Raw genomic sequence first — 19,913 nt, forward strand, 5'->3', positions numbered from 1 at the left:
GTAGACTGAAATTAGTGTTACAGGTCAATGGGCCTAGATTTTGTCCTATAGGAGTTACCATGAAGCCCTCCCGTCGACTTGCAGCAGCATGCGCCGCCTATCTGGGAACTTTTCTGGCCACGCTGGATATCAGTATAGTGAATGTGGCGTTGCCCACCATCCAAACAGGGCTGCACACAAACATCGCAGGGCTTCAATGGGTGGTCAACGCTTATGCGATATGTCTGGCCGCATTCATGCTGTCGGCCGGGCCAGTGGCAGATCGGCACGGGCACAAGAGGGTGTGGCTGGGCGGGGGGATTCTGTTCACTGTAGGATCAGCGCTGTGCGGCTTTGCTCCCTCCTTATCCGTGCTGCTTGTGGGAAGAGCCGTTCAAGGCGTAGCCGCGGCATTCTTGATCTCCGGAGCCATGCCCATCCTTATCCATCTGTTTGCCGATCCCAAGCAACGCGCCCATGTCATTGGTGGCTGGTCAGCATTCACCGCATTGGCGCTGCTGCTGGGGCCGCTGCTGGGCGGATTGCTGCTGCACAGTCTAGGTTGGCAAAGCATTTTCCTGATCAATTTGCCCTTGGGGCTTCTTGCAACCGGATTGGGGCTGTGGGGAATTCCGGAACGAAGATATCCCGATCACGCGGCAGTGGACCCTGCAGGTCAAGTCTTGAGTATTTTTTCGCTGGGTGCCTTGGCCTACGGAATGATCGAAGCCGGTGACCATGGCTTCTTGTCCACGGTACCGTTGACTTTCCTAATGCTGGCGTTGGTGGGTTTTACCTGGTTCGTAGCCGTGGAAAAGCGCGTGCAGCGACCGTTGCTACCGGTCCAGCTGTTTCGCAATCGACTATTTGTTGTTGCGAATTTCGCTTCGTTCATTCTGGGCTTCTCGTATTACAGCAGTCTGTTCTTCTTTTCGATCTTCCTTCAACAGATTCAAGGCTGGTCGGCCGCCGAAGCCGGTTGGCGCATGATGCCGCAGTTCGTGACCACAGGCTGCATGTCCCTGATGTTTGGCCGGCTGAGCGTGGTTGCCCCAACTCGATGGCTGATGGTCGCAGGCTATAGCCTGACGGCTTTGTCCATGATAGGGATGGCTTTCTGCACTGCGGAGACCTCCTACGGAATAGTGGCATTGCTCTTTGGCTTGCTGGGGGCGGGTGCCGGCTTGGCCGTGCCAGCGACAGGTATTGTCGTGATGAGCATGGCTCCTGCCGAGCTTTCCGGATCGGTCTCTGCAACCATGAATGCATTGCGCCAAGCTGGAATGACCATAGGCATTGCGCTGCTCGGGACACTCATGAGCAACCAGGCGATCCGTGTACTCGCTCATGCTGCCGCCGATCACGGCATCTCCGATGCTGCGGTGATCGCACGCCAGGCGATCGCGCATCATCGTTTTCCCGAGACGTTGCCTTCGCTTCCCCGGCTTTATACCTCAGCTATGGAAAGCGGCTTCCATGTCGCGATGCTTTGTGCAGGCCTTAGCTGCATCGTCGCGTTGATTCTCCTTACAAATCTCTATACAAAGCTAGGTCGAGCCTTGAAAAAGACGGGGAAAAATTAAGAACAGGGGCACGTTTCAGTGATGGTTTTCCACCGTATGTCGTATGTGGTCGCTCATGATTGTAAAATCAGAGCCACTGCGTTGCATAATCCTGAACGTCCTCGGCCAGGCGGATCAACCAATCTGCAATTTCAGCATTCTCCGATGACAGATTGGATTGGTACCGGTAGCAGGATTCGCTGATGCCAAAAGACGTACAGGCCAAGCGTATGCTGATTCCTTGCATTGCGACAGCGGTCTGCGCCATCTCCTTGTGATGAGACGGCTTCACCACTTTTTTTTCAATGACTCCTGAATAATCTTGGCTTTCAGCCGCTCTTCAGCATATATTTTTTCAGGCGGCAATTGTCGTTTTCAAGCTCTTTCAGCCGAGCTATCAACGAAGCATCCATGCCGCCGTATTGCGCGCGCCACATTATAAAATGTGGCGCTGCCCATCCATGTTCACGACATGGTTCGATAACTGGGGTAACTGCTTCCGCTCGTTTCAGTATCGCCATGATCTGTCTGTCGGTCTATCGGAATTTCTTCATGCAGAACCTACTGCATATACATTACGAGAAAATCCTACTTTTGAGCGCTGCTACCTTTCGGGTGGATTACCGGAGATTGTTATAGGTGTCGGCTATTGAAAGCATAAAGATAATTAACCTTACAGGCTGGGCAGGTACTGCTAAATTTTAAGAACAGATCCAACAGGCAGCAACACTCAACATCAAATCCAAAGGGAAGACTGATATGAGCCAGAATAATAATTCCACCGGCAAATGTCCGGTGATGCATGGTGCCAACACGGGAGCGTCTGACAGCGTCATGGAGTGGTGGCCCAAATCATTGAATCTCGACATCCTGCACCAGCATGACCGCAAGACCAACCCTCTTGGTGAAGAATTCAATTACCGCGAAGAATTCAAAAAGCTGGACCTGGAAGCGGTTAAAAACGATCTCAAGGCTTTGATGACTGACAGTCAGGACTGGTGGCCGGCTGACTGGGGCCACTACGGCGGCTTGATGATCCGTATGGCCTGGCACTCGGCCGGTACTTACCGTATCGCCGATGGCCGTGGTGGTGCAGGTACCGGCAACCAGCGTTTTGCACCGATCAACTCCTGGCCGGATAACGGCAACCTGGACAAGGCTCGTCGTCTGCTCTGGCCAATCAAGAAAAAATACGGCAACAAGCTCTCCTGGGCCGACCTGATAATCCTGGCCGGTAACATGGCCTACGAGTCCATGGGCTTCAAGACCTTCGGTTTTGCCGGTGGTCGTGAGGATATCTGGCATCCTGAGAAGGATACCTACTGGGGCTCCGAGAAAGAGTGGCTGGCACCCTCCGGCAGTGAGGGCAGCCGTTACTCTGGTCAGCGTGACCTGGAAAACCCGCTGGCAGCGGTAATGATGGGTCTGATCTACGTTAACCCGGAAGGCGTTGATGGCAAGCCTGATCCGCTGAAAACTGCACATGACGTACGGGTTACCTTCGAGCGTATGGCGATGAACGACGAGGAAACCGTTGCCCTGACCGCCGGTGGTCACACCGTGGGCAAGGCACACGGTAACGGCGATGCCGCCAACCTGGGTCCCGAGCCAGAAGCAGCCGGAATCGAGGAACAGGGTTTTGGCTGGATGAACCACAAGACCCGCGGTGTTGGTCGTGATTCAGTCACCAGCGGTATCGAAGGGGCATGGACCAGCGAGCCGACCAAGTGGGACTACGGCTACTTCGACATGTTGCTCAACCATGAGTGGGAACTTACCAAAAGCCCGGCCGGTGCCTGGCAGTGGAAGCCGGTGGACATCAAGGAAGAGGACATGCCAGTGGATGTGGAAGATCCTTCCATCCGCTGCATGCCGATGATGACCGATGCCGATATGGCGATGAGGATGGACCCGGAATACCGCAAGATCTCCGAGCGATTCCAGAAGGACCCGGAATACTTCGACGAGGTTTTTGCTCGTGCCTGGTTCAAGCTGACCCATCGTGATCTGGGGCCGAAGAGCCGCTACCTGGGGCCGGATGTACCGGCCGAGGATTTGATCTGGCAGGACCCGGTCCCAAGCGTGGATTACACCCTGGACGATGCCGAAGTTGCCGATCTGAAAGCGAAAATTCTGGCCAGCGGCCTGAGTGTATCCGAGCTGGTTGCCACCGCATGGGACAGTGCTCGTACCTTCCGTGGTTCCGACTACCGCGGCGGTGCCAACGGTGCACGCATTCGTCTGGCACCGCAAAAGGACTGGGAGGGCAATGAGCCGGAGCGGCTGCAGAAGGTGCTCAAGGTGCTGGAAGGCATTCAGTCAGATCTTGGCAAGCCGGTCAGCGTGGCCGACCTGATTGTCCTTGGTGGTACTGCTGCAGTTGAAAAGGCGGCCAAGGACGCCGGGGTCAATGTAACCGTGCCGTTCGCGCCGGGCCGTGGTGACGCCACGCCGGAGATGACTGACGGGGATGCGTTTGACGTGCTTGAGCCCCTGCATGATGCCTATCGCAACTGGCTGAAGAAGGATTATGTGGTTTCTCCCGAGGAGATGATGCTGGATCGTACCCAGTTGATGGGGCTCACAGCTCCTGAGATGAGCGTACTGGTCGGTGGCATGCGTGTACTGGGTACCAACCACGGTGGCAGCAAGCATGGCGTGTTCACGGATCGTGAGGGTGTACTGACGAACGATTTCTTCGTCAACCTGACCGACATGAGCAACAGTTGGAAACCGACCGGCAAGAACAGTTATGACATCGTTGACCGCAACACCGGTCAGACGAAATGGACAGCGACCCGAGTGGATCTGGTGTTCGGTTCAAACTCCATTTTGCGCGCCTACGCCGAGGTGTACGCTCAGGATGACAACAAGGAGAAGTTCGTCAAGGACTTCGTCAATGCCTGGACCAAAGTGATGAACGCGGACCGCTTTGATCTGAAATAATTGTCTGGCCCGCCAGGGCCGGACCAAGTGCCAAAGCCACGGCCAGTCATACTGCCCGTGGTTTTTTTGTGGCGGCACTCAACTGCGCGCCGCAACCAGCTCAATCACCCGAATGGCACCCGCTTCAAGATTCAATACCAGGTTTTTGCCCATATCTGCGAACCGTGAACCCAATATCAATGCAGGCGAAAGCGCCGCTCGGCCCACATGCCCCGCATCCTCTTTTTGCAACTGACGTTGTCGCCAGGCCAGTGCCTCATCGCTCCAGTCATCGAGCCTGATATTGGCAAAACCAGCCTGCTGCAGTTGCTGCTGCAGTGTCTGTGCAGTCACCAGATGTGAATGTACCGCATCCTCGGCCCAGGGGACCGGGTAGCGCATCTGCTCGGGCTGTGGGCCGCAGACCACTTCGTGCATCAGCAGTGTCCCGCCGGGCTTCAATACACGCCAACATTCGCTCAGAACCCTGGAGTTGTCCGGCATGTTGAGAAAGCTGTGCTGAAACAGAATTAGATCCAGACTTTGGTCGGCAAAAGGCAGGTGGTGAGCATCCCCGGTGATAATCGGATTACTGACCGGAACGGAGAAACAGTCATTCAGGCCAAGATTCAGTTGGTTGAAGCGGTGGGTGATATCCAGCCCGATCATGCTGAAACCCATGGCGGACGCCTGACGCATCAGCCCACCGGCGCCGGAACCGATATCAAGAATGTGATGGTGCCTGGCCAGATCAAGATGACGCAGCAGGCGTTCTGAGGCCTTGATGCCACCGATGTGCAATTGATCCAGTGGTGTCAGTTGAAACAGATCCGCTCCCGCGGGGTACGCTGAATGAACCTGCCCCAGTATCCATGAAGGATCAAGTGACTGATCGTAGTGCTTGTCGATACTCATAACTGAAAACGCCGGCCAGTGGCCGGCGTTGGGTCTCCTTCAGGTAGCTGAATCAGTCATCCAGACCCAGCTCGGCAATGGACATTTCGCGCATTTTGAACTTCTGTATCTTGCCGGTGACCGTCATCGGGAAGGCATCGACAAACTTGAAGTAACGCGGAATCTTGAAGTGAGTGATTTTGCCTTTGCAGAACTCACGCAGCTCCTCGGCTGTGACGTCATCGGCATGCGGGTGAAGCTTGACCCATGCGATCAGCTCCTCACCGTACTTCTTATCCGGTACGCCCGTAACCTGGACTTCCGACACGGCCGGGTGGGTGTAGAGGAACTCTTCGATCTCTTTCGGATAAACGTTCTCACCGCCGCGAATCACCATATCCTTGATACGGCCAACGATCTGAATATAGCCCTCGTCATCCATGGTGGCCAGGTCACCGGTGTGCATCCAGCCGGCTTCATCAATGGCTTCGGCAGTGGCCTTTTCGTTGTTCCAGTATCTTAGCATGACGCTGTAGCCACGGGTGCAAAGCTCACCGATTTCGCCGCGAGGTACGATCTGTCCGTTACCCGGGTCTACAATCTTGCTCTCCAGATGCGGCTGAGTCCGCCCTACAGTTGATACGCGCTTTTCAATGCTATCTTTGGCACCGGTCTGGGTTGATACCGGGCTGGTTTCGGTCATGCCGTAGGCGATCTGAACTTCCTTCATGTTCATTTTGCTGATCACCTGCTTCATCACTTCGGTGGGACAGATGGAACCCGCCATGATGCCGGTACGCAGTGTCGACAGGTCAAAGCTGTCGAATTCGGGGTGATCCAGCTCGGCAATGAACATGGTTGGCACGCCGTAAAGAGCGGTGGCCTTTTGTGAGTGGACTGCCTTGAGCACCGAAGTCGGATCGAACCCTTCGTCTGGATAGATCATGGTCGCACCGTGGGTGATGCAGCCCAGGTTACCCATCACCATGCCAAAACAGTGGTACAGCGGCACGGGAATAACCAGTCGGTCTTCGCTGGTGAAGCCCATGCTCTCGGCAACGAAAAAGCCATTGTTCAGAATATTGTGGTGAGACAGGGTGGCACCCTTGGGGAAACCGGTGGTGCCTGATGTGTACTGAATGTTGATCGGATCATCAAACTGCAGTGTGGCCTGCAGGTCGGCCAGCTCGTCTTCACTGACATGATCCGCCAGTTCCAGCATGTCGGCCCAGCGCCACATGCCAGGGTGTTTCTCGTCTGACAGGTTGATGATGCACTCCAGATCAGGCAGTTTCTGTGACTTCAGTTTGCCATCGGCACAGGCTTTAAGCTCAGGTGCCAGCTCGTACAGCATGCCGCGATAGTCAGAAGTTTTGAAGCTGTCAGCGGTGATCAGGAAGCGAGCGCCTGACTGGTTGAGGGCATATTCCAGCTCATGGGTACGGTAGGCCGGGTTGACGTTGACGAGGATCGCACCGATTTTGGCCGTGGCGATCTGGCTGACCGTCCACTCGGAGCAGTTCGGCGACCAGACGCCGACTCGATCCCCCTTGCGGACTCCCATGGACAGGAGTGCACGGGCGCACTGATTGGCGCGCTGCTGCAACTCGCGGTAGCTCCAGTGCACATTTTGGTGCAGCACAATCAGCGCGTCGTTATCCGGGTAAGTATTGGCAATCTCATCGAATTTGTCACCGATGGTCATGCCGATCAGCGGTTTTTCAGCGGTGCTGCTGGTATAGCTTGGTAGTGGTTTGCTCATCGCTATGACTCCGATTTTTGTTGTTATCCGGACAGATGAATAGGTGTAACCGCTTAGCGGAATCGTCCGTGGTATTCAGGGTTTGGCTGCATGTCCACCGCGCTCGCAACGCGGTTGGTCATGTTGTAGAAACCGGCAATATTGGCAATATCCCAAATGCCACGCTCGCTGAACCCCACATCACGCAGTGCTTGCCGATCCGATTCCAGGATCTCGGCAGGGGTTACGGTCAGTTTATGGGCAAAGTCGAGCATGGCACGCTGACGTGGCTCAAGGTCGGCAACGCGATAGTTCATCACCATCAATTCACCCAGGGTCGGGTTACCTGAGTATTCACGTACTGCGGCACCGTGGGCTGTCATGCAGTAAAAGCAGCCATTATGTGATGAGACGACGACGGCGATCATTTCTCGTTCCAGTGGGCTGAGCTCACTTTCACCAAACATCAACTCGTTATAAAAGCGAGTGAAAACATCAAGCTGAGCCATGTTTTGGCTGTAGGCCTGTAAAACATTAGGTATCAATCCCAGTTTTTCATCACACTTGCCAAAGTATTTCTGTACGTCTTCCGGCAGTTGGTGTCGCTCGGGGATCGGCAGTTCGAGCGCGGTAATATGATCGGGCTGAGACATCCTGTTTATCCTCTTGTTATTGTGATGCGGCTGACCTTGGGGTGCAGTCGCCCATCGCTTGTGCAACCTTGGAACCGTTGTGACGTCCCAACTGCTGTGTAATCCAATGACCAGTATTGACCACAGCCTGAAGGTCTACGCCGGTATCAATGCCCAACCCCTGCAGCAGATAGAGCACATCTTCGGTTGCCACATTGCCGGATGCGCCTCTGGCGTAGGGGCATCCTCCGAGGCCTGCAGTGGAGCTGTCGATCACGGCGATGCCTTCTTCCAGCACCGCATACAGATTGGCCAGTGCCTGACCGTAGGTATCGTGGAAATGCGCGGCCAACTGGCTGATCGGGACAACTTTTGTGACCGCTTCCAGCATCCGCTTGGCCTTGAGTGGCGTGCCTGTACCGATGGTGTCACCCAGCGAAATCTCGTAGCAGCCCATGTCGATCAGGTCACGGCTGACCCGGGCCACCTGGACCGGGTCAATATCGCCCTGATAGGGGCAGCCCAGTACGGTTGAAACATAGCCACGCACGCGAATTCCTTCGCTCCGCGCCTGTTCAATCAACGGGGCAAAGCGCTCAAGACTTTCGGCGATGGAGCAGTTGATGTTCTTCTGCGTAAAGGCCTCGGAGGCTGCGCTGAATACCGCAACCTCCTCAACGCCGGCGGCGATGGCGCCTTCCAGCCCCTTCAGGTTGGGGGCCAGGGCCGAATAGGTGACACCGGGCTTGCGCTGAATGCCCGCCATGACCGCGCTGGCATCACCCATCTGTGGTACCCACTTGGGAGAGACAAAACTGGCGGCTTCGATATGGATCAGGCCGGTTGCACTGAGCCGGTTGATCAATTCAACCTTGATCTCGGTGGCGATCACTGGTCCCGGCTCATTCTGCAGGCCGTCCCGTGGTGCCATCTCGACGATGCGGACCTGTTGCGGGAATGCCATCAGGCAGCCTCCTCTGAGTCGAGTTCAAGTGCGATCAGCTCTGCACCTTCCGAAACCAGATCACCCTCGGCAAAGAACACCTCACTGACGCTGCCATCAGCCGGCGCCTTGATTGCGTGTTCCATCTTCATTGCCTCCATGATCACCAGTGTCTGGCCCGATTTGACGCGATCACCGGCCTTCACCATCACCGCAACCACCGAGCCGTTCATGGGTGCCTGAAGTCCGCCTTCACTGGCCTGATCTTCGAGACCGAACTGCTCACGGTGCAACGCACAGTGGAAGGTTTCACCTTCATGGAACAGTACCAGCTGATCCTGATGCAGATCGCCACAGATGCTGAAGCGATGACCGTTTACGGTCGCCTGCAGGCGATCATCGTCAAGGCTGGCGCGGACGTCGTAGCAGCTGTCACCAATGCGGATTTCGTAATGATCGTCCTGTTCCAGAATGCTCAGACTGTGCTGAACATCATCGCTGAGCAGGGTCATTGGTCGTGCATAGCGTGAATTCAAACGCCAGCTGTTCTGACGCGCAAAGGGTGAGAAGGGGTCCGCGGGCAGGGTCTGTTCGGCCTTGTTGCGCAACAGGAAGAAGCAGGCACTTAGTACCAGTCCCAGGTTCTCGTCCAGACGTGCAGGCGGGAACAGCAGGGCTTCATGCTTGCCGATAAAGCCGGTATCCAGCTCTTCGTTGCGGAAGGGCGCCGAGTCGGCCAGTGCATGCAGGAAGCGGATGTTGGTCTTGACGCCGCCGATCCGATACTCCTCCAACGCCTGCACCATACGGTTGATGGCGCGTTCGCGACTGTCATCCCATACGATCAGTTTGGCAATCATCGGGTCGTAGTGGATGCTGACCTCGTCACCCTCGACCACACCGGTATCCACACGCACGTGGGCATTTTCATCCGGAGTGCGCAAGTAACGCAGGGTGCCGGTGGCCGGCAGGAAGTCATGGTCCGGGTCTTCGGCGTAGATACGGGCTTCCAGGGCATGACCCCGCAGCTTTATCTGATCCTGCTGCAACGGCAGCGGCTCGCCATTGGCAACACGCAGCTGCCATTCCACCAGGTCCTGAGCGGTTATCATCTCGGTGACAGGATGTTCGACCTGCAGACGCGTATTCATCTCCATAAAGTAGAAGGAGCCATCCACGTCATACAGGAACTCGACAGTACCGGCACCCACGTAATCGATGGCCTGAGCGGCGCGTACGGCTGCCTCACCCATTGCCTTGCGGGTCTCGGGGCTGAGTCCCGGAGCGGGTGCCTCTTCCAGTACCTTCTGGTGACGGCGCTGAACAGAGCAGTCACGTTCGGCAAGGTACACACCGTTGCCTTTACTGTCACAGAAAACCTGAATCTCGACGTGGCGGGGCTGGGTCAGGTATTTCTCGATCAACATGTCCGGGTTGCCAAACGCGTTTTTCGCTTCGCGCTGGGCAGCGGCCAAGGCATCGTCGAATTCGCTCATTGCCTCAACCACGCGCATGCCTTTGCCGCCACCACCGGCGACCGCTTTCAACAGCAGCGGGAAGCCGCATTTCTCGGCTTCGACACGCAGAAGCTCCGGAGACTGGTCGTCGCCGTGGTAACCCGGTACCAGAGGAACACCGGCATCCTGCATTATCGCCTTGGCGGCAGACTTGGAGCCCATGGCAGCGATGGCAGAGGCGGGCGGACCGATAAAGACGATATCATTGGCTTCACAGGCCTTGGCGAAGTCGGTGTTCTCGGACAGAAAACCGTAACCCGGATGAATGGCCTGAGCACCGCTGGATTTGGCGATCTCGATGATTTTGTCGGCACGCAGATAGCTTTCACTGCTCGCGGCCGGGCCCAGGAGGAAGGCTTCGTCCGCCATGGCAACATGGCGCGCATGACGGTCCGCTTCCGAATAGACGGCAACACAACGGATGCCGAGGCGGTGGGCGGTCTGAATCACTCGGCAGGCGATCTCGCCGCGATTGGCAATCAGAATCTTGTTAAACATGGCAAATTAATCCTCGATCCAGTTCGGTGTGCGTTTGTCGAGGAAGGCGCTAAGCCCTTCCTGACCCTCTGCGCTGACACGGATATCGGCAATGCGGCAGGCCGTGTCATCGATGACCGACTGGTCAATGGTTTTCTGGCTGACGGCAAAAATCAGTTCTTTTGCGGCATGCATCGCCTGAGGGCTGTTGCGGCGCAGCTGGGCAATGAAGCGGCTGCAGGCTTCATCGAGCAGATCGGCGTGGGGCACAACCTGATGCACCAGTCCGGCGTCAGCCGCGATTTTGGCGCTGAAGGGTTCAGCGGTGAGGAAGTAGCGGCGTGACAGCCGCTCGCCCAAAGCCCGCACCACATAGGGGCTAATCACGGCCGGGATCAGGCCGATCTTGACTTCGCTGAGGCAAAACGAGCTCTGCTCAGTGGCGATGACGATATCGCAGCAGGCGGCAAGCCCAACGGCACCGCCGTAAGCGGCGCCCTGAACCAGCCCGATGGTGGGTTTACTGTGATTATTCAGCACTTCCATCAGTCGGGCCAGCTGGCCAGCATCCTCAAGATTTTCCTGATGGCTGTTCTGCGCCATCCGTTTCATCCAGCCCAGATCAGCTCCAGCAGAAAAATTGCGGCCATTGGATCGCAGTACCAGTACCCGTACCTCGGGACTCCGGTCAGTGGATTCCAGTGCCTCGATCAGGGCCGCAATGATGCTGTCGTCAAAGGCGTTGTGTACCTCTGGCCGGTTCAGCGTCAGGGTTGCAACCCCCTGGTCTGAGATCTGCAGCAATACGGCGTTATTGTTATTGTCCATAGCGCTTTCCTTATTATGTCTCGACCGGTTACATGCGGAAGACGCCGAAACGGGTGTCGTCAATCGGCTTGTTCAATGTTGCTGAAAGTCCCATGCCGATCACGTCACGCGTCTGGGCCGGATCGATGACGCCGTCATCCCAGAGGCGGGCACTGGCGTAATAGGGATGGCCCTGGTGCTCGTAGGTGTCGATGATCGGTTTCTTGAATGCCTTCTCTTCATCCGCTGACCAGGTTTCGCCGCTGCGTTCCATGCCGTCACGCTTAACGGTTGCCAGCACACCGGCGGCCTGCTCGCCGCCCATGACCGAGATACGGGCGTTGGGCCACATCCAGAGGAAGTTGGGGCTGTAGGCGCGTCCGCACATGCCGTAGTTGCCGGCACCGAAACTACCACCGATCAGTACGGTGAGCTTGGGCACGTTGGCACAGGCAACGGCTGTTACCATCTTGGCACCGTGTTTGGCGATACCTTCGGACTCAGCCTTCTGCCCTACCATGAAGCCGGTAATGTTCTGCAGGAACAGCAGAGGAATTTTGCGCTGGCAGCAGAGCTCGATGAAGTGGGCGCCTTTCTGCGCTGAGTCACCGAACAGAATGCCGTTGTTGGCGACGATGCCGACCGGGTAGCCATGGATATGAGCAAAACCGGTCACCAGCGTGGTGCCATAATATTTCTTGAACTCATCAAATTCGGAGCCGTCCACGATGCGGGCAATGACTTCACGCACATCGTAGGGTTTGCGCAGGTCGGTGCCGACAACGCCATAGAGCTCGTCTGCGGAGTAGAGTGGGGCGACGGGCTTGCGCAGGCTGAGATCACTCAGCTGCTTGCGGTGGTTGAGGTTTTTTACACAATCGCGGGCGATCTGCAGCGCGTGTTGATCATTTTCAGCGTAATGGTCGGCAACACCGGAGACCTTGCAGTGCACATCAGCGCCACCCAGGTCCTCGGCACTGACCACCTCACCGGTTGCGGCTTTCACCAGAGGAGGGCCGGCCAGAAAGATGGTGCCCTGGTTGCGCACGATGATCGATTCATCCGCCATGGCAGGAACGTAGGCGCCACCGGCGGTACACAGGCCCATTACTACCGCGATTTGCGGAATGCCCTTGGAGGACATGCGGGCCTGATTGAAGAAGATGCGACCGAAGTGATCACGATCCGGAAACACGTCATCCTGACGGGGCAGGTTGGCACCACCGGAGTCAACCAGATAGATGCAGGGCAGGTGGTTCTGTTCGGCGATTTCCTGAGCGCGCAGGTGTTTTTTCACCGTGACCGGGTAATAGGTGCCGCCCTTTACCGTGGCGTCGTTGGCGATGATCATGCATTCCACACCGCTGACGCGACCGATACCGGTAATGATACCGGCGGCCGGTACCTCTTCCTCATACACGTTGTAACCGGCCAGCTGAGACAGCTCAAGGAAGGGTGAACCTTCGTCGATCAGGGTGTTGATACGCTCGCGGGGCAGCAGCTTGCCGCGTGACAGGTGGCGTTCCTGGTTTTTAGGGCCGCCTCCCTGTTCAATCATGGATACCTTGTCGCGCAGGTCGGTGACGGCTGCCGCCATGGAGTCGTGATTGGCACGGAACTCGTCCGAGCGTGGGTTAACTTTACTGTGCAATTGGGTCATCAGGTCGCTCCCCGTTCTGCCGGGCAGACGGGCTGCCCGGACGGTGTCGATTATTCTTGTTGGTTGAGGAAAGCTTATTTGTTGAGGAACAGCTCACGGCCAATCAACATGCGGCGAATCTCGGAGGTGCCGGCACCAATCTCGTACAGCTTGGCATCGCGCAGCAGACGACCAGTCGGGAATTCATTGATGTAGCCGTTGCCGCCCAGCAGCTGGATGGCATCCAGTGCCACCTTGGTAGCCATTTCGGCTGAGTAGAGAATGGCTCCGGCGGCATCCTTGCGGGTGGTTTCGCCGCGGTCGGCAGACTGGGCCACCATATAAACGTAGGATTTGGCTGCGTTCATTTGGGTGTACATGTCGGCCACTTTGCCCTGTACCAGCTCGAACTCGCCGATAGCCTGGCCGAACTGCTTGCGATCGCGGATGTAAGGTACCACGATGTCCATCGCTGCCTGCATGATGCCCAGCGGGCCACCAGAAAGTACCAGCCGCTCGTAGTCCAGCCCGCTCATCAGCACCTTAACACCGCCGTTGAGTTCGCCGAGGATATTTTCCTTCGGTACCTTGGCATCCTGGAATACCAGCTCACAGGTGTTGGAGCCGCGCATGCCCAGCTTGTCCAGCTTCTGTGCCTGGGTGAAACCTTCGGTATCACGCTCAACAATAAAGGCGGTGATACCCTTGGGGCCGGCAGCCGGGTCGGTCTTGGCGTAGATCACATAGACGTTGGCATCGGGGCCGTTGGTGATCCACATTTTGTTGCCGTTAAGCACATAATGGTCACCGGCATCGCGCGCGGTGAGTTTCATCGACACCACATCGGAACCCGCGTTGGGCTCGGACATCGCCAGGGCGCCGATATGTTCACCGCTGATCAGTTTGGGCAGATATTTGGCGCGCTGCTCATCGTTACCGTTGCGGTGAATCTGGTTAACGCACAGGTTGGAATGAGCACCGTAAGACAGGCCAACGGAGGCGGAGGCACGGCTGATCTCTTCCATGGCAATAACATGGGCCAGGTAGCCCATCTCAACGCCACCCCATTCTTCCTTGACGGTGATACCCAGCAGACCCATGTCGCCAAACTTGCGCCAGAGATCGTTCGGGAACAGGTTTTCGTGGTCAATCGCTTCGGCACGGGGAGCAATTTCCTGAGCGGCGAAACTGTTGATCTGTTCGCGCAGCATGTCGATGGTTTCGCCCAGTCCAAAGTTCAGTTCAGAATATGCAGAGATCATTATGTCCACCTTTGATTATGATGCCGTGATCCAGTCACTCGGTCGTCATCTTTTTTTGTTGTAGTTCGGTTAGTGCTTCTCGGCAGCGGGTTTCTGCGCTGTCCAGTTCAAGCTGTACCATTGCAATGTCATTCAGCTGTTGCTCCAGTTCCGCACGTTTGGTCGTGATGGTCCTGAGCATCAAGTTGAGCTGTTTCTCGCTGCCGCTGAGTGTTTCATCCCACAGATCAAACAGCTCCCTGGTCTCTGCAAGAGAGAACCCAAGGCGCTTGCCGCGCAGAATCAGTTTCAGTCTTACTCGATCCTTACTGCTGTAAATGCGCGTCTGTCCACGACGTGTTGGGTGCAGCAATCCCTGGTCTTCATAGAAGCGGATGCTGCGAGTTGTTACATCAAACTCGCTGGCCAGTTCGCTGATGGAGTAGGTTCTACTCATGTGGCTCTGAATCCTGTTGCTTATCGTGTATATGCAGGCTAAATGAAGTTTACGTTAACGTAAAGTGTCGAGAAATTAATTTTGTTGCGCAATGCGCACGGAGTTTTCGAATTAACCTGTTGAAAATATTGAGATATATTGTGTTTTTATCTGTATTTGGACTGCTTGTTTAGACTAAAGTAGTAATTGTATTCCCCTAAGGTAAATTGCTAGTTTGCGTCCATACCTTACGTTCAGGTAAGAATCCGACGCCTAGTGCGAAAGCCAGCATAAAAACAACAAAGAGGCTTGGTTTACACATGAGTGCAGACTACGTTCTCGAAACTCGTAACCTTGTAAAAGAGTTTAAGGGTTTCACCGCGGTAGATGACGTCAACCTTCAGGTGACACGCGGAAACATACACGCCCTTATCGGCCCCAACGGAGCCGGTAAGACCACAGTTTTCAACCTGCTGACCAAGTTTTTGATTCCCACAACGGGTCAGATTCTATTCAATGGCCGTGACATCACGCCCATGAAACCGGCTGCCATCGCTCGTGCGGGTGTGGTGCGCTCATTTCAGATATCCGCGGTGTTTCCACACCTTACGGTACTGGAGAATGTGCGTATTGCGCTGCAGCGCAAGGAAGGCAATAGCTTTCACTTCTGGCGCCCCCAAAACGTGCTGAACAAGCTCAATGATCGAGCAGTTGAGCTGCTTGATTCTGTCGGGTTGGCGGAGTTTGCGGACGCACAAACGGTTGATCTTTCCTATGGTCGCAAGCGCGCCCTGGAAATTGCTACCACGCTGGCGCTTGAGCCTGAGTTGATGCTGCTTGATGAGCCGACTCAGGGTATGGGCCATGAAGATGTGGGGCTGGTCGCCGACCTCATCAAGAAAGTATCTGAAGGTCGAACCATTCTGATGGTTGAGCATAACCTTCATGTTGTCTCCAAACTTGCGGACAGAATCACGGTGCTTCAGCGCGGTGCCATTCTTACGGAAGGTGATTACGCGACTGTTTCGGCTGATCCGCGTGTTCGAGAGGCCTATATGGGTACGGCTGCCAGTGAGGAGCAGGATCGAGCCAACGAACAGGCAGCCAGAGATGCGGCAGCGGCAGAGGAGACTCAGGCATGAGTACTTATGGCGAGAAATTGCGCATCGATGACCTGCACGCCTTTTATGGTGAGTCCCATATCTTGCATGGCATCGACATGAATATCATGCAGGGCGAGTTGGTTACGCTGCTGGGCCGAAACGGTGCCGGACGCAGTACCACCTTGCGCGCCATCATGAATATGGTGGGACGCCGTACCGGTTCGATCAATATCAATGGCAATGAAACCATCAATATGCCCGCGCACAAGATCGCTCACCTTGGGCTGGGTTATTGCCCTGAAGAGCGAGGCATCTTTTCCAGCCTTAACGTGGAAGAGAATCTTTTGCTGCCGCCGGCAGTGCGCTCCGATGGCATGAGTGTTGAAGAGTTGTACGAAATGTTCCCCAATCTGTACGAACGTCGATACAGTCAGGGGACCCGCCTTTCTGGCGGGGAGCAGCAGATGCTGGCCCTGGCGCGTATTTTGCGCTCGGGTGCCAATATTCTGTTGCTGGATGAGATTACCGAAGGCCTTGCCCCGGTAATCGTGCAGAAGCTGGGTGAGGTACTGATCAAGCTTAAGGAGCGAGGCTTGACCATCCTGCTGGTGGAGCAAAACTTCCGTTTTGCTGCCCCCATCGCCGACCGTCACTACGTTATGGAACACGGTCATATCGTTGAGGAAATTCAAGCCAATGAGCTTGAAGCCAAAACAGAGCTCCTGAACACCTATCTTGGGGTTTGATCCCTTAACTGAGAAATAAAAATAACAATGCTCGACAGGAGAGTAACGATGAAAATGATGAAAAAGACCCTTCTCGCTGCGTCCGTTGCCGCTTTTGCGTCCTCAGCTGCCATGGCCAATGTCTCTGATGGCAAGGTCAAGATCGGTGTGCTGGCTGACATGGGCGGTGTGTATGCGGATATCTGTGGTAAAGGCTGTGTAACCGCGATTGAAATGGCGGTTGAAGACTTCGGTGGTACTGTTCTGGGTGCGCCGATCGAAATCGTCAGTGCTGACGATCAGCTCAAGCCGGACGTTGGTTCTGCCATCGTGCGCAAGTGGGTGGAAAACGAGCAGGTTGACGCGGTAGGCGGCCTGGTATCATCGGCTGTGGTGGGTGCTGCGACCAAGGTAACCACCGAGGCCAAGAAGATCGCTCTGATCTCGACAGCCGCTTCCAACGCGTTCACCACCAAGCAGTGTTCACCCTATAACGTTCACTGGACTTACAATGTAGTGGCACTGGCCAACGGCACCGTGAAGCCGATGGTCGATGCCGGCAAGAAAAAATGGTTCTTCATTACCGCTGACTATGCGTTTGGTCACGCCCTTGAAGGTGTTGCCACCAAGGTTATTCAGGAGAACGGTGGTGAGGTCGTGGGTGCAGCGCGTGCGCCGCTGGGCACTACTGACTTTTCGTCCTACATCCTGCAGGCGCAGTCTTCAGGTGCCGACGTAGTGGCCTTGGCCAACGCCGGTGGTGATACCGTCAACTCGCTCAAGGCGGCTTCAGAGTTTGGTCTGACTCAGATGATGGACGTGGCCGGTCTGCTGGTGTTCACTCCGAATGCCCAGGCAATGGATGCCAATACCGCGGGTGGAATGCGTACCACAACAGGCTTCTACTGGGATTATGATGATCAGACTCGTGCGTGGAGCAAGCGCTTCATGGAACGTCACGGTGACATCCCGGCGATGGGACATGCCGGTGCCTACTCCATGACCATGCACTACCTGAAGGCGATTGAAGCTGCCGGTACGGATGAATCCGATGCCGTTATCAAGAAAATGAAAGAGATGAAGCCGGATGACTTCTTCTCCCGCAATGCAACGCTGCGCAGCGATGGCCGCATGGTTCACGACATGTACTATGTCGAAATCAAGAAGCCTGAGGAACGCCGTGATAACAATGACATCTTCAAGGTTGTCAGTGTGATCCCGGGTGATCAGGCTTTTGCTCCGGTACTGCCTGAGTGCGACTTCAAATAACAATAAGAGTTAAACCCTGCAACAACTCTGTCCTGCTGCCCTGAATCGGGCGGCAGGGCAGCCTGACGGCTGCTTCTGGCCGCAGGATCAGGCAGGTGAGAACGGGACAAGGCTATGGCGACATTTCTCGGTATCAATCTCTTTGGTCTTTTCGGCCAGCTGCTGGTCGGTCTGATCAACGGGTCATTCTATGCTCTGCTCAGCCTGGGGCTGGCAATCATCTTTGGTCTGCTCAAGATCATCAACTTTGCTCAGGGTGCCATGTACATGCTGGGTGCCTTTGCTGCCTGGATGGCGCTGAACTACTTCGGCATCAACTATTGGGCTGCACTGGTGATAGTGCCGCTGGTGGTTGGCTTTGTCGGTATCCTGATGGAGCGGTTTTTGATCCGTCCCATTGCCAATGAGGATCATCTTTACAGTCTGCTGCTGACCTTCGGGGTTGCGCTGATTCTGCAGGGGCTGTTTACCCATCTGTATGGCTCTTCAGGTATGTCATACACCATTCCTGATGCATTGCGTGGCGGTACCAAGCTGCCGTTCATGTATTTGCCGGACTATCGTCTCTGGATCATCTGTGCCTCGGTCGTGGTCTGTGGCCTGACCTGGTGGATGATTGAGAAAACCAAACTGGGCGCCTATCTGCGTGCCGGTACCGAGAACCCGCAGTTGATGCAGGCATTTGGTATTAACGTTCCCTTGATTGTGACACTGACCTTTGGCTTCGGTGTGGGTCTGGCCGGCCTTGCCGGTGTCATGGCAGCCCCGATCTACTCCGTGTCACCGGATATGGGTTCCAACATTCTGATTGTGGTGTTCGCCATTGTGGTGATCGGAGGTATGGGCTCCATTGGTGGCGCAATACTGACGGGTCTCGGCATGGGCGTCATCGAAGGCTTGACCAAGTATTTTTACCCGGAAGCGTCCAATACCGTCATCTTTCTGGTCATGGTGATTGTATTGCTGGTGAAACCGGCCGGTCTGTTCGGTAAGGAAGCCTGAGGGGGTTATGATGAAAGTAAACAAACTCTATGTAGCACTTCTGGTGCTGGCGGTAGTGGCTCCCTTTTTCCTCTACCCGGTATTTCTGGCCAAGCTGCTCTGTTTTGCGCTCTTTGCCTGTGCGTTCAACCTGATGCTGGGGTATGTAGGGCTGCTGTCATTCGGTCATGCTGCCTTTCTGGGTACGGGTGGTTATATCACCGGCTGGCTGATGATGAACTCCGGCATGACGCCCGAGCTGGCGATCATCCTGGGAACTGTTGCGGCAGGTGCCTTGGGGGCGGTATTCGGCAAATTGTCGGTGAAGCGTGAGGGGATCTACTTCGCCATGGTGACACTGGCACTGGCACAGCTGGTCTTCTTTATTTACCTCCAGGCGCCGTTCACCGGTGGCGAGGATGGCATGCAGGGGGTACCGCGTGGAAATCTGTTCGGATTCATTGATTTGTCCGACAACATGAACATGTACTATTTCGTACTGGCCGTGTTTCTGATTGGTTTCTGGGTGATTCATCGCACTATCCATTCGCCTTTTGGACAGGTGCTGAAAGCGATTCGTGAGAATGAAGCGCGTGCTGTTTCCCTGGGCTACAACGTCAATGACTACAAATGGGTTGCCTTTACCATTTCAGCCGCACTGGCCGGTCTGGCCGGTTCGACCAAGACTCTGGTATTCCAGCTGGCGTCACTGACCGATGTGCACTGGCACATGTCCGGTGAGGTGGTGCTGATGACGCTGGTAGGTGGTGTCGGCACCATTCTGGGTCCGGTTGTCGGTGCCGGTGTGATCGTGACCATGCAGAACTACCTGTCCGGTGGTGAGTTGGGCAACTATGTACATATCATCATGGGCTTCATTTTCGTGATCTGTGTGCTGGCGTTCCGCAGCGGTATCGTTGGCGAGTTGCAGAAAATGTGGAAACGCAATTTCGGCTAAGTCGAGAGTGTCGAGCGATTCGCCCGTCGGAGATGCCCCCGGCGGGCGTTTTTTGTTGCCACTCTTCAGCGGTGATCCACTTGG

At 55.6% G+C, this 19,913-nt stretch carries 16 protein-coding genes and 1 pseudogene; 7 read left to right on the forward strand and 10 right to left on the reverse strand.

The annotated features are described in order from the left end of the window. Window positions 1-59 precede the first annotated feature (59 nt). On the forward strand, window positions 60-1,562 hold the full coding sequence (locus BLV48_RS11860) for an MFS transporter (RefSeq protein WP_091826999.1): 1,503 nt from the start codon (window positions 60-62) through the stop codon (window positions 1,560-1,562). A gap of 85 nt (window positions 1,563-1,647) precedes the next feature. Here BLV48_RS11860 and BLV48_RS19370 read toward each other — a convergent pair. After that, window positions 1,648-2,062 (reverse strand): annotated as a pseudogene (locus BLV48_RS19370) (transposase); the annotation flags it as partial. Between the two features lie 238 nt (window positions 2,063-2,300). Here BLV48_RS19370 and katG point away from each other — a divergent pair. Next, window positions 2,301-4,487: a catalase/peroxidase HPI gene (gene katG, locus BLV48_RS11875; RefSeq protein ID WP_091827002.1), complete on the forward strand. Its 2,187-nt coding sequence runs from the start codon at window positions 2,301-2,303 to the stop codon at window positions 4,485-4,487. A 78-nt stretch (window positions 4,488-4,565) separates the two neighbouring features. On the opposite strand, the gene BLV48_RS11880 is transcribed toward katG, so the two are convergent. The 9 genes from BLV48_RS11880 to BLV48_RS11920 all read right to left on the reverse strand — a co-directional run bounded on the left by BLV48_RS11880 (window position 4,566) and on the right by BLV48_RS11920 (window position 14,814). Beyond that, window positions 4,566-5,381: a class I SAM-dependent methyltransferase gene (locus BLV48_RS11880; RefSeq protein ID WP_091827003.1), complete on the reverse strand. Its 816-nt coding sequence runs from the start codon at window positions 5,379-5,381 to the stop codon at window positions 4,566-4,568. Between the two features lie 52 nt (window positions 5,382-5,433). Continuing rightward, window positions 5,434-7,122, reverse strand: a complete 1,689-nt coding sequence (locus BLV48_RS11885; RefSeq protein ID WP_091827004.1) for an AMP-binding protein — start codon at window positions 7,120-7,122, stop codon at window positions 5,434-5,436. A 53-nt stretch (window positions 7,123-7,175) separates the two neighbouring features. Further along, window positions 7,176-7,754: a peroxidase-related enzyme gene (locus BLV48_RS11890; protein ID WP_091827005.1), complete on the reverse strand. Its 579-nt coding sequence runs from the start codon at window positions 7,752-7,754 to the stop codon at window positions 7,176-7,178. Window positions 7,755-7,770: 16 nt separating this feature from the next. Then, window positions 7,771-8,697: a hydroxymethylglutaryl-CoA lyase gene (locus BLV48_RS11895; RefSeq protein WP_091827006.1), complete on the reverse strand. Its 927-nt coding sequence runs from the start codon at window positions 8,695-8,697 to the stop codon at window positions 7,771-7,773. Beyond that, window positions 8,697-10,691 carry an acetyl/propionyl/methylcrotonyl-CoA carboxylase subunit alpha gene (locus BLV48_RS11900; protein WP_091827007.1) on the reverse strand — a complete coding sequence of 665 codons (1,995 nt, stop codon included), beginning with the start codon at window positions 10,689-10,691 and terminating at the stop codon, window positions 8,697-8,699. The genes BLV48_RS11895 and BLV48_RS11900 overlap by 1 nt, the downstream gene beginning before the upstream one ends. Before the next feature lie 6 nt (window positions 10,692-10,697). Next, window positions 10,698-11,498 (reverse strand): enoyl-CoA hydratase/isomerase family protein, encoded by an 801-nt coding sequence (locus BLV48_RS11905; RefSeq protein WP_091827008.1) that lies wholly within the window; start codon window positions 11,496-11,498, stop codon window positions 10,698-10,700. A gap of 28 nt (window positions 11,499-11,526) precedes the next feature. Next, window positions 11,527-13,137 carry a carboxyl transferase domain-containing protein gene (locus tag BLV48_RS11910; RefSeq protein ID WP_091827009.1) on the reverse strand — a complete coding sequence of 537 codons (1,611 nt, stop codon included), beginning with the start codon at window positions 13,135-13,137 and terminating at the stop codon, window positions 11,527-11,529. A 74-nt stretch (window positions 13,138-13,211) separates the two neighbouring features. After that, window positions 13,212-14,378: an isovaleryl-CoA dehydrogenase gene (locus tag BLV48_RS11915; RefSeq protein WP_091827010.1), complete on the reverse strand. Its 1,167-nt coding sequence runs from the start codon at window positions 14,376-14,378 to the stop codon at window positions 13,212-13,214. Between the two features lie 34 nt (window positions 14,379-14,412). Continuing rightward, entirely contained in the window at window positions 14,413-14,814 is a 402-nt protein-coding gene (locus tag BLV48_RS11920) for a MerR family transcriptional regulator (protein WP_091827011.1), read from the reverse strand. Window positions 14,815-15,113: 299 nt separating this feature from the next. Here BLV48_RS11920 and BLV48_RS11925 point away from each other — a divergent pair, with 299 nt between their 5' ends. The 5 genes from BLV48_RS11925 to BLV48_RS11945 all read left to right on the forward strand — a co-directional run bounded on the left by BLV48_RS11925 (window position 15,114) and on the right by BLV48_RS11945 (window position 19,829). Then, entirely contained in the window at window positions 15,114-15,935 is an 822-nt protein-coding gene (locus BLV48_RS11925; RefSeq protein ID WP_091827012.1) for an ABC transporter ATP-binding protein, read from the forward strand. Beyond that, window positions 15,932-16,642: an ABC transporter ATP-binding protein gene (locus BLV48_RS11930; RefSeq protein ID WP_091827013.1), complete on the forward strand. Its 711-nt coding sequence runs from the start codon at window positions 15,932-15,934 to the stop codon at window positions 16,640-16,642. The genes BLV48_RS11925 and BLV48_RS11930 overlap by 4 nt, the downstream gene beginning before the upstream one ends. A 48-nt stretch (window positions 16,643-16,690) precedes the next feature. Next, entirely contained in the window at window positions 16,691-17,890 is a 1,200-nt protein-coding gene (locus BLV48_RS11935) for an ABC transporter substrate-binding protein (RefSeq protein ID WP_091827014.1), read from the forward strand. Window positions 17,891-18,004: 114 nt separating this feature from the next. After that, window positions 18,005-18,892, forward strand: coding sequence for a branched-chain amino acid ABC transporter permease (locus BLV48_RS11940; protein WP_091827015.1), 888 nt, complete (start codon window positions 18,005-18,007; stop codon window positions 18,890-18,892). 10 nt (window positions 18,893-18,902) lie between these two features. Beyond that, window positions 18,903-19,829: a branched-chain amino acid ABC transporter permease gene (locus BLV48_RS11945; protein WP_091827039.1), complete on the forward strand. Its 927-nt coding sequence runs from the start codon at window positions 18,903-18,905 to the stop codon at window positions 19,827-19,829. The last annotated feature ends 84 nt before the right edge of the window (window positions 19,830-19,913 follow it).

It is taken from the genome of Marinobacterium iners DSM 11526 (genome assembly GCF_900107855.1).
GTDB classification, from domain to species: domain Bacteria; phylum Pseudomonadota; class Gammaproteobacteria; order Pseudomonadales; family Balneatricaceae; genus Marinobacterium; species Marinobacterium iners.

Excerpts from the sequence above, each read along its gene's own strand:
- BLV48_RS11860 (WP_091826999.1), top strand. The coding sequence starts at position 60 with ATGAAGCCCTCCCGTCGACTTGCAGCAGCATGCGCCGCCTATCTGGGA.
- BLV48_RS11915 (WP_091827010.1), bottom strand. The coding sequence starts at position 14,378 with ATGATCTCTGCATATTCTGAACTGAACTTTGGACTGGGCGAAACCATC.
- BLV48_RS11940 (WP_091827015.1), top strand. The coding sequence starts at position 18,005 with ATGGCGACATTTCTCGGTATCAATCTCTTTGGTCTTTTCGGCCAGCTG.
- BLV48_RS11885 (WP_091827004.1), bottom strand. The coding sequence starts at position 7,122 with ATGAGCAAACCACTACCAAGCTATACCAGCAGCACCGCTGAAAAACCG.
- BLV48_RS11905 (WP_091827008.1), bottom strand. The coding sequence starts at position 11,498 with ATGGACAATAACAATAACGCCGTATTGCTGCAGATCTCAGACCAGGGG.
- BLV48_RS11935 (WP_091827014.1), top strand. The coding sequence starts at position 16,691 with ATGAAAATGATGAAAAAGACCCTTCTCGCTGCGTCCGTTGCCGCTTTT.
- BLV48_RS11900 (WP_091827007.1), bottom strand. The coding sequence starts at position 10,691 with ATGTTTAACAAGATTCTGATTGCCAATCGCGGCGAGATCGCCTGCCGA.
- BLV48_RS11930 (WP_091827013.1), top strand. The coding sequence starts at position 15,932 with ATGAGTACTTATGGCGAGAAATTGCGCATCGATGACCTGCACGCCTTT.
- BLV48_RS11880 (WP_091827003.1), bottom strand. The coding sequence starts at position 5,381 with ATGAGTATCGACAAGCACTACGATCAGTCACTTGATCCTTCATGGATA.
- BLV48_RS11920 (WP_091827011.1), bottom strand. The coding sequence starts at position 14,814 with ATGAGTAGAACCTACTCCATCAGCGAACTGGCCAGCGAGTTTGATGTA.
- BLV48_RS11890 (WP_091827005.1), bottom strand. The coding sequence starts at position 7,754 with ATGTCTCAGCCCGATCATATTACCGCGCTCGAACTGCCGATCCCCGAG.
- BLV48_RS11910 (WP_091827009.1), bottom strand. The coding sequence starts at position 13,137 with ATGACCCAATTGCACAGTAAAGTTAACCCACGCTCGGACGAGTTCCGT.
- BLV48_RS11925 (WP_091827012.1), top strand. The coding sequence starts at position 15,114 with ATGAGTGCAGACTACGTTCTCGAAACTCGTAACCTTGTAAAAGAGTTT.
- BLV48_RS11945 (WP_091827039.1), top strand. The coding sequence starts at position 18,903 with ATGAAAGTAAACAAACTCTATGTAGCACTTCTGGTGCTGGCGGTAGTG.
- katG (WP_091827002.1), top strand. The coding sequence starts at position 2,301 with ATGAGCCAGAATAATAATTCCACCGGCAAATGTCCGGTGATGCATGGT.
- BLV48_RS11895 (WP_091827006.1), bottom strand. The coding sequence starts at position 8,697 with ATGGCATTCCCGCAACAGGTCCGCATCGTCGAGATGGCACCACGGGAC.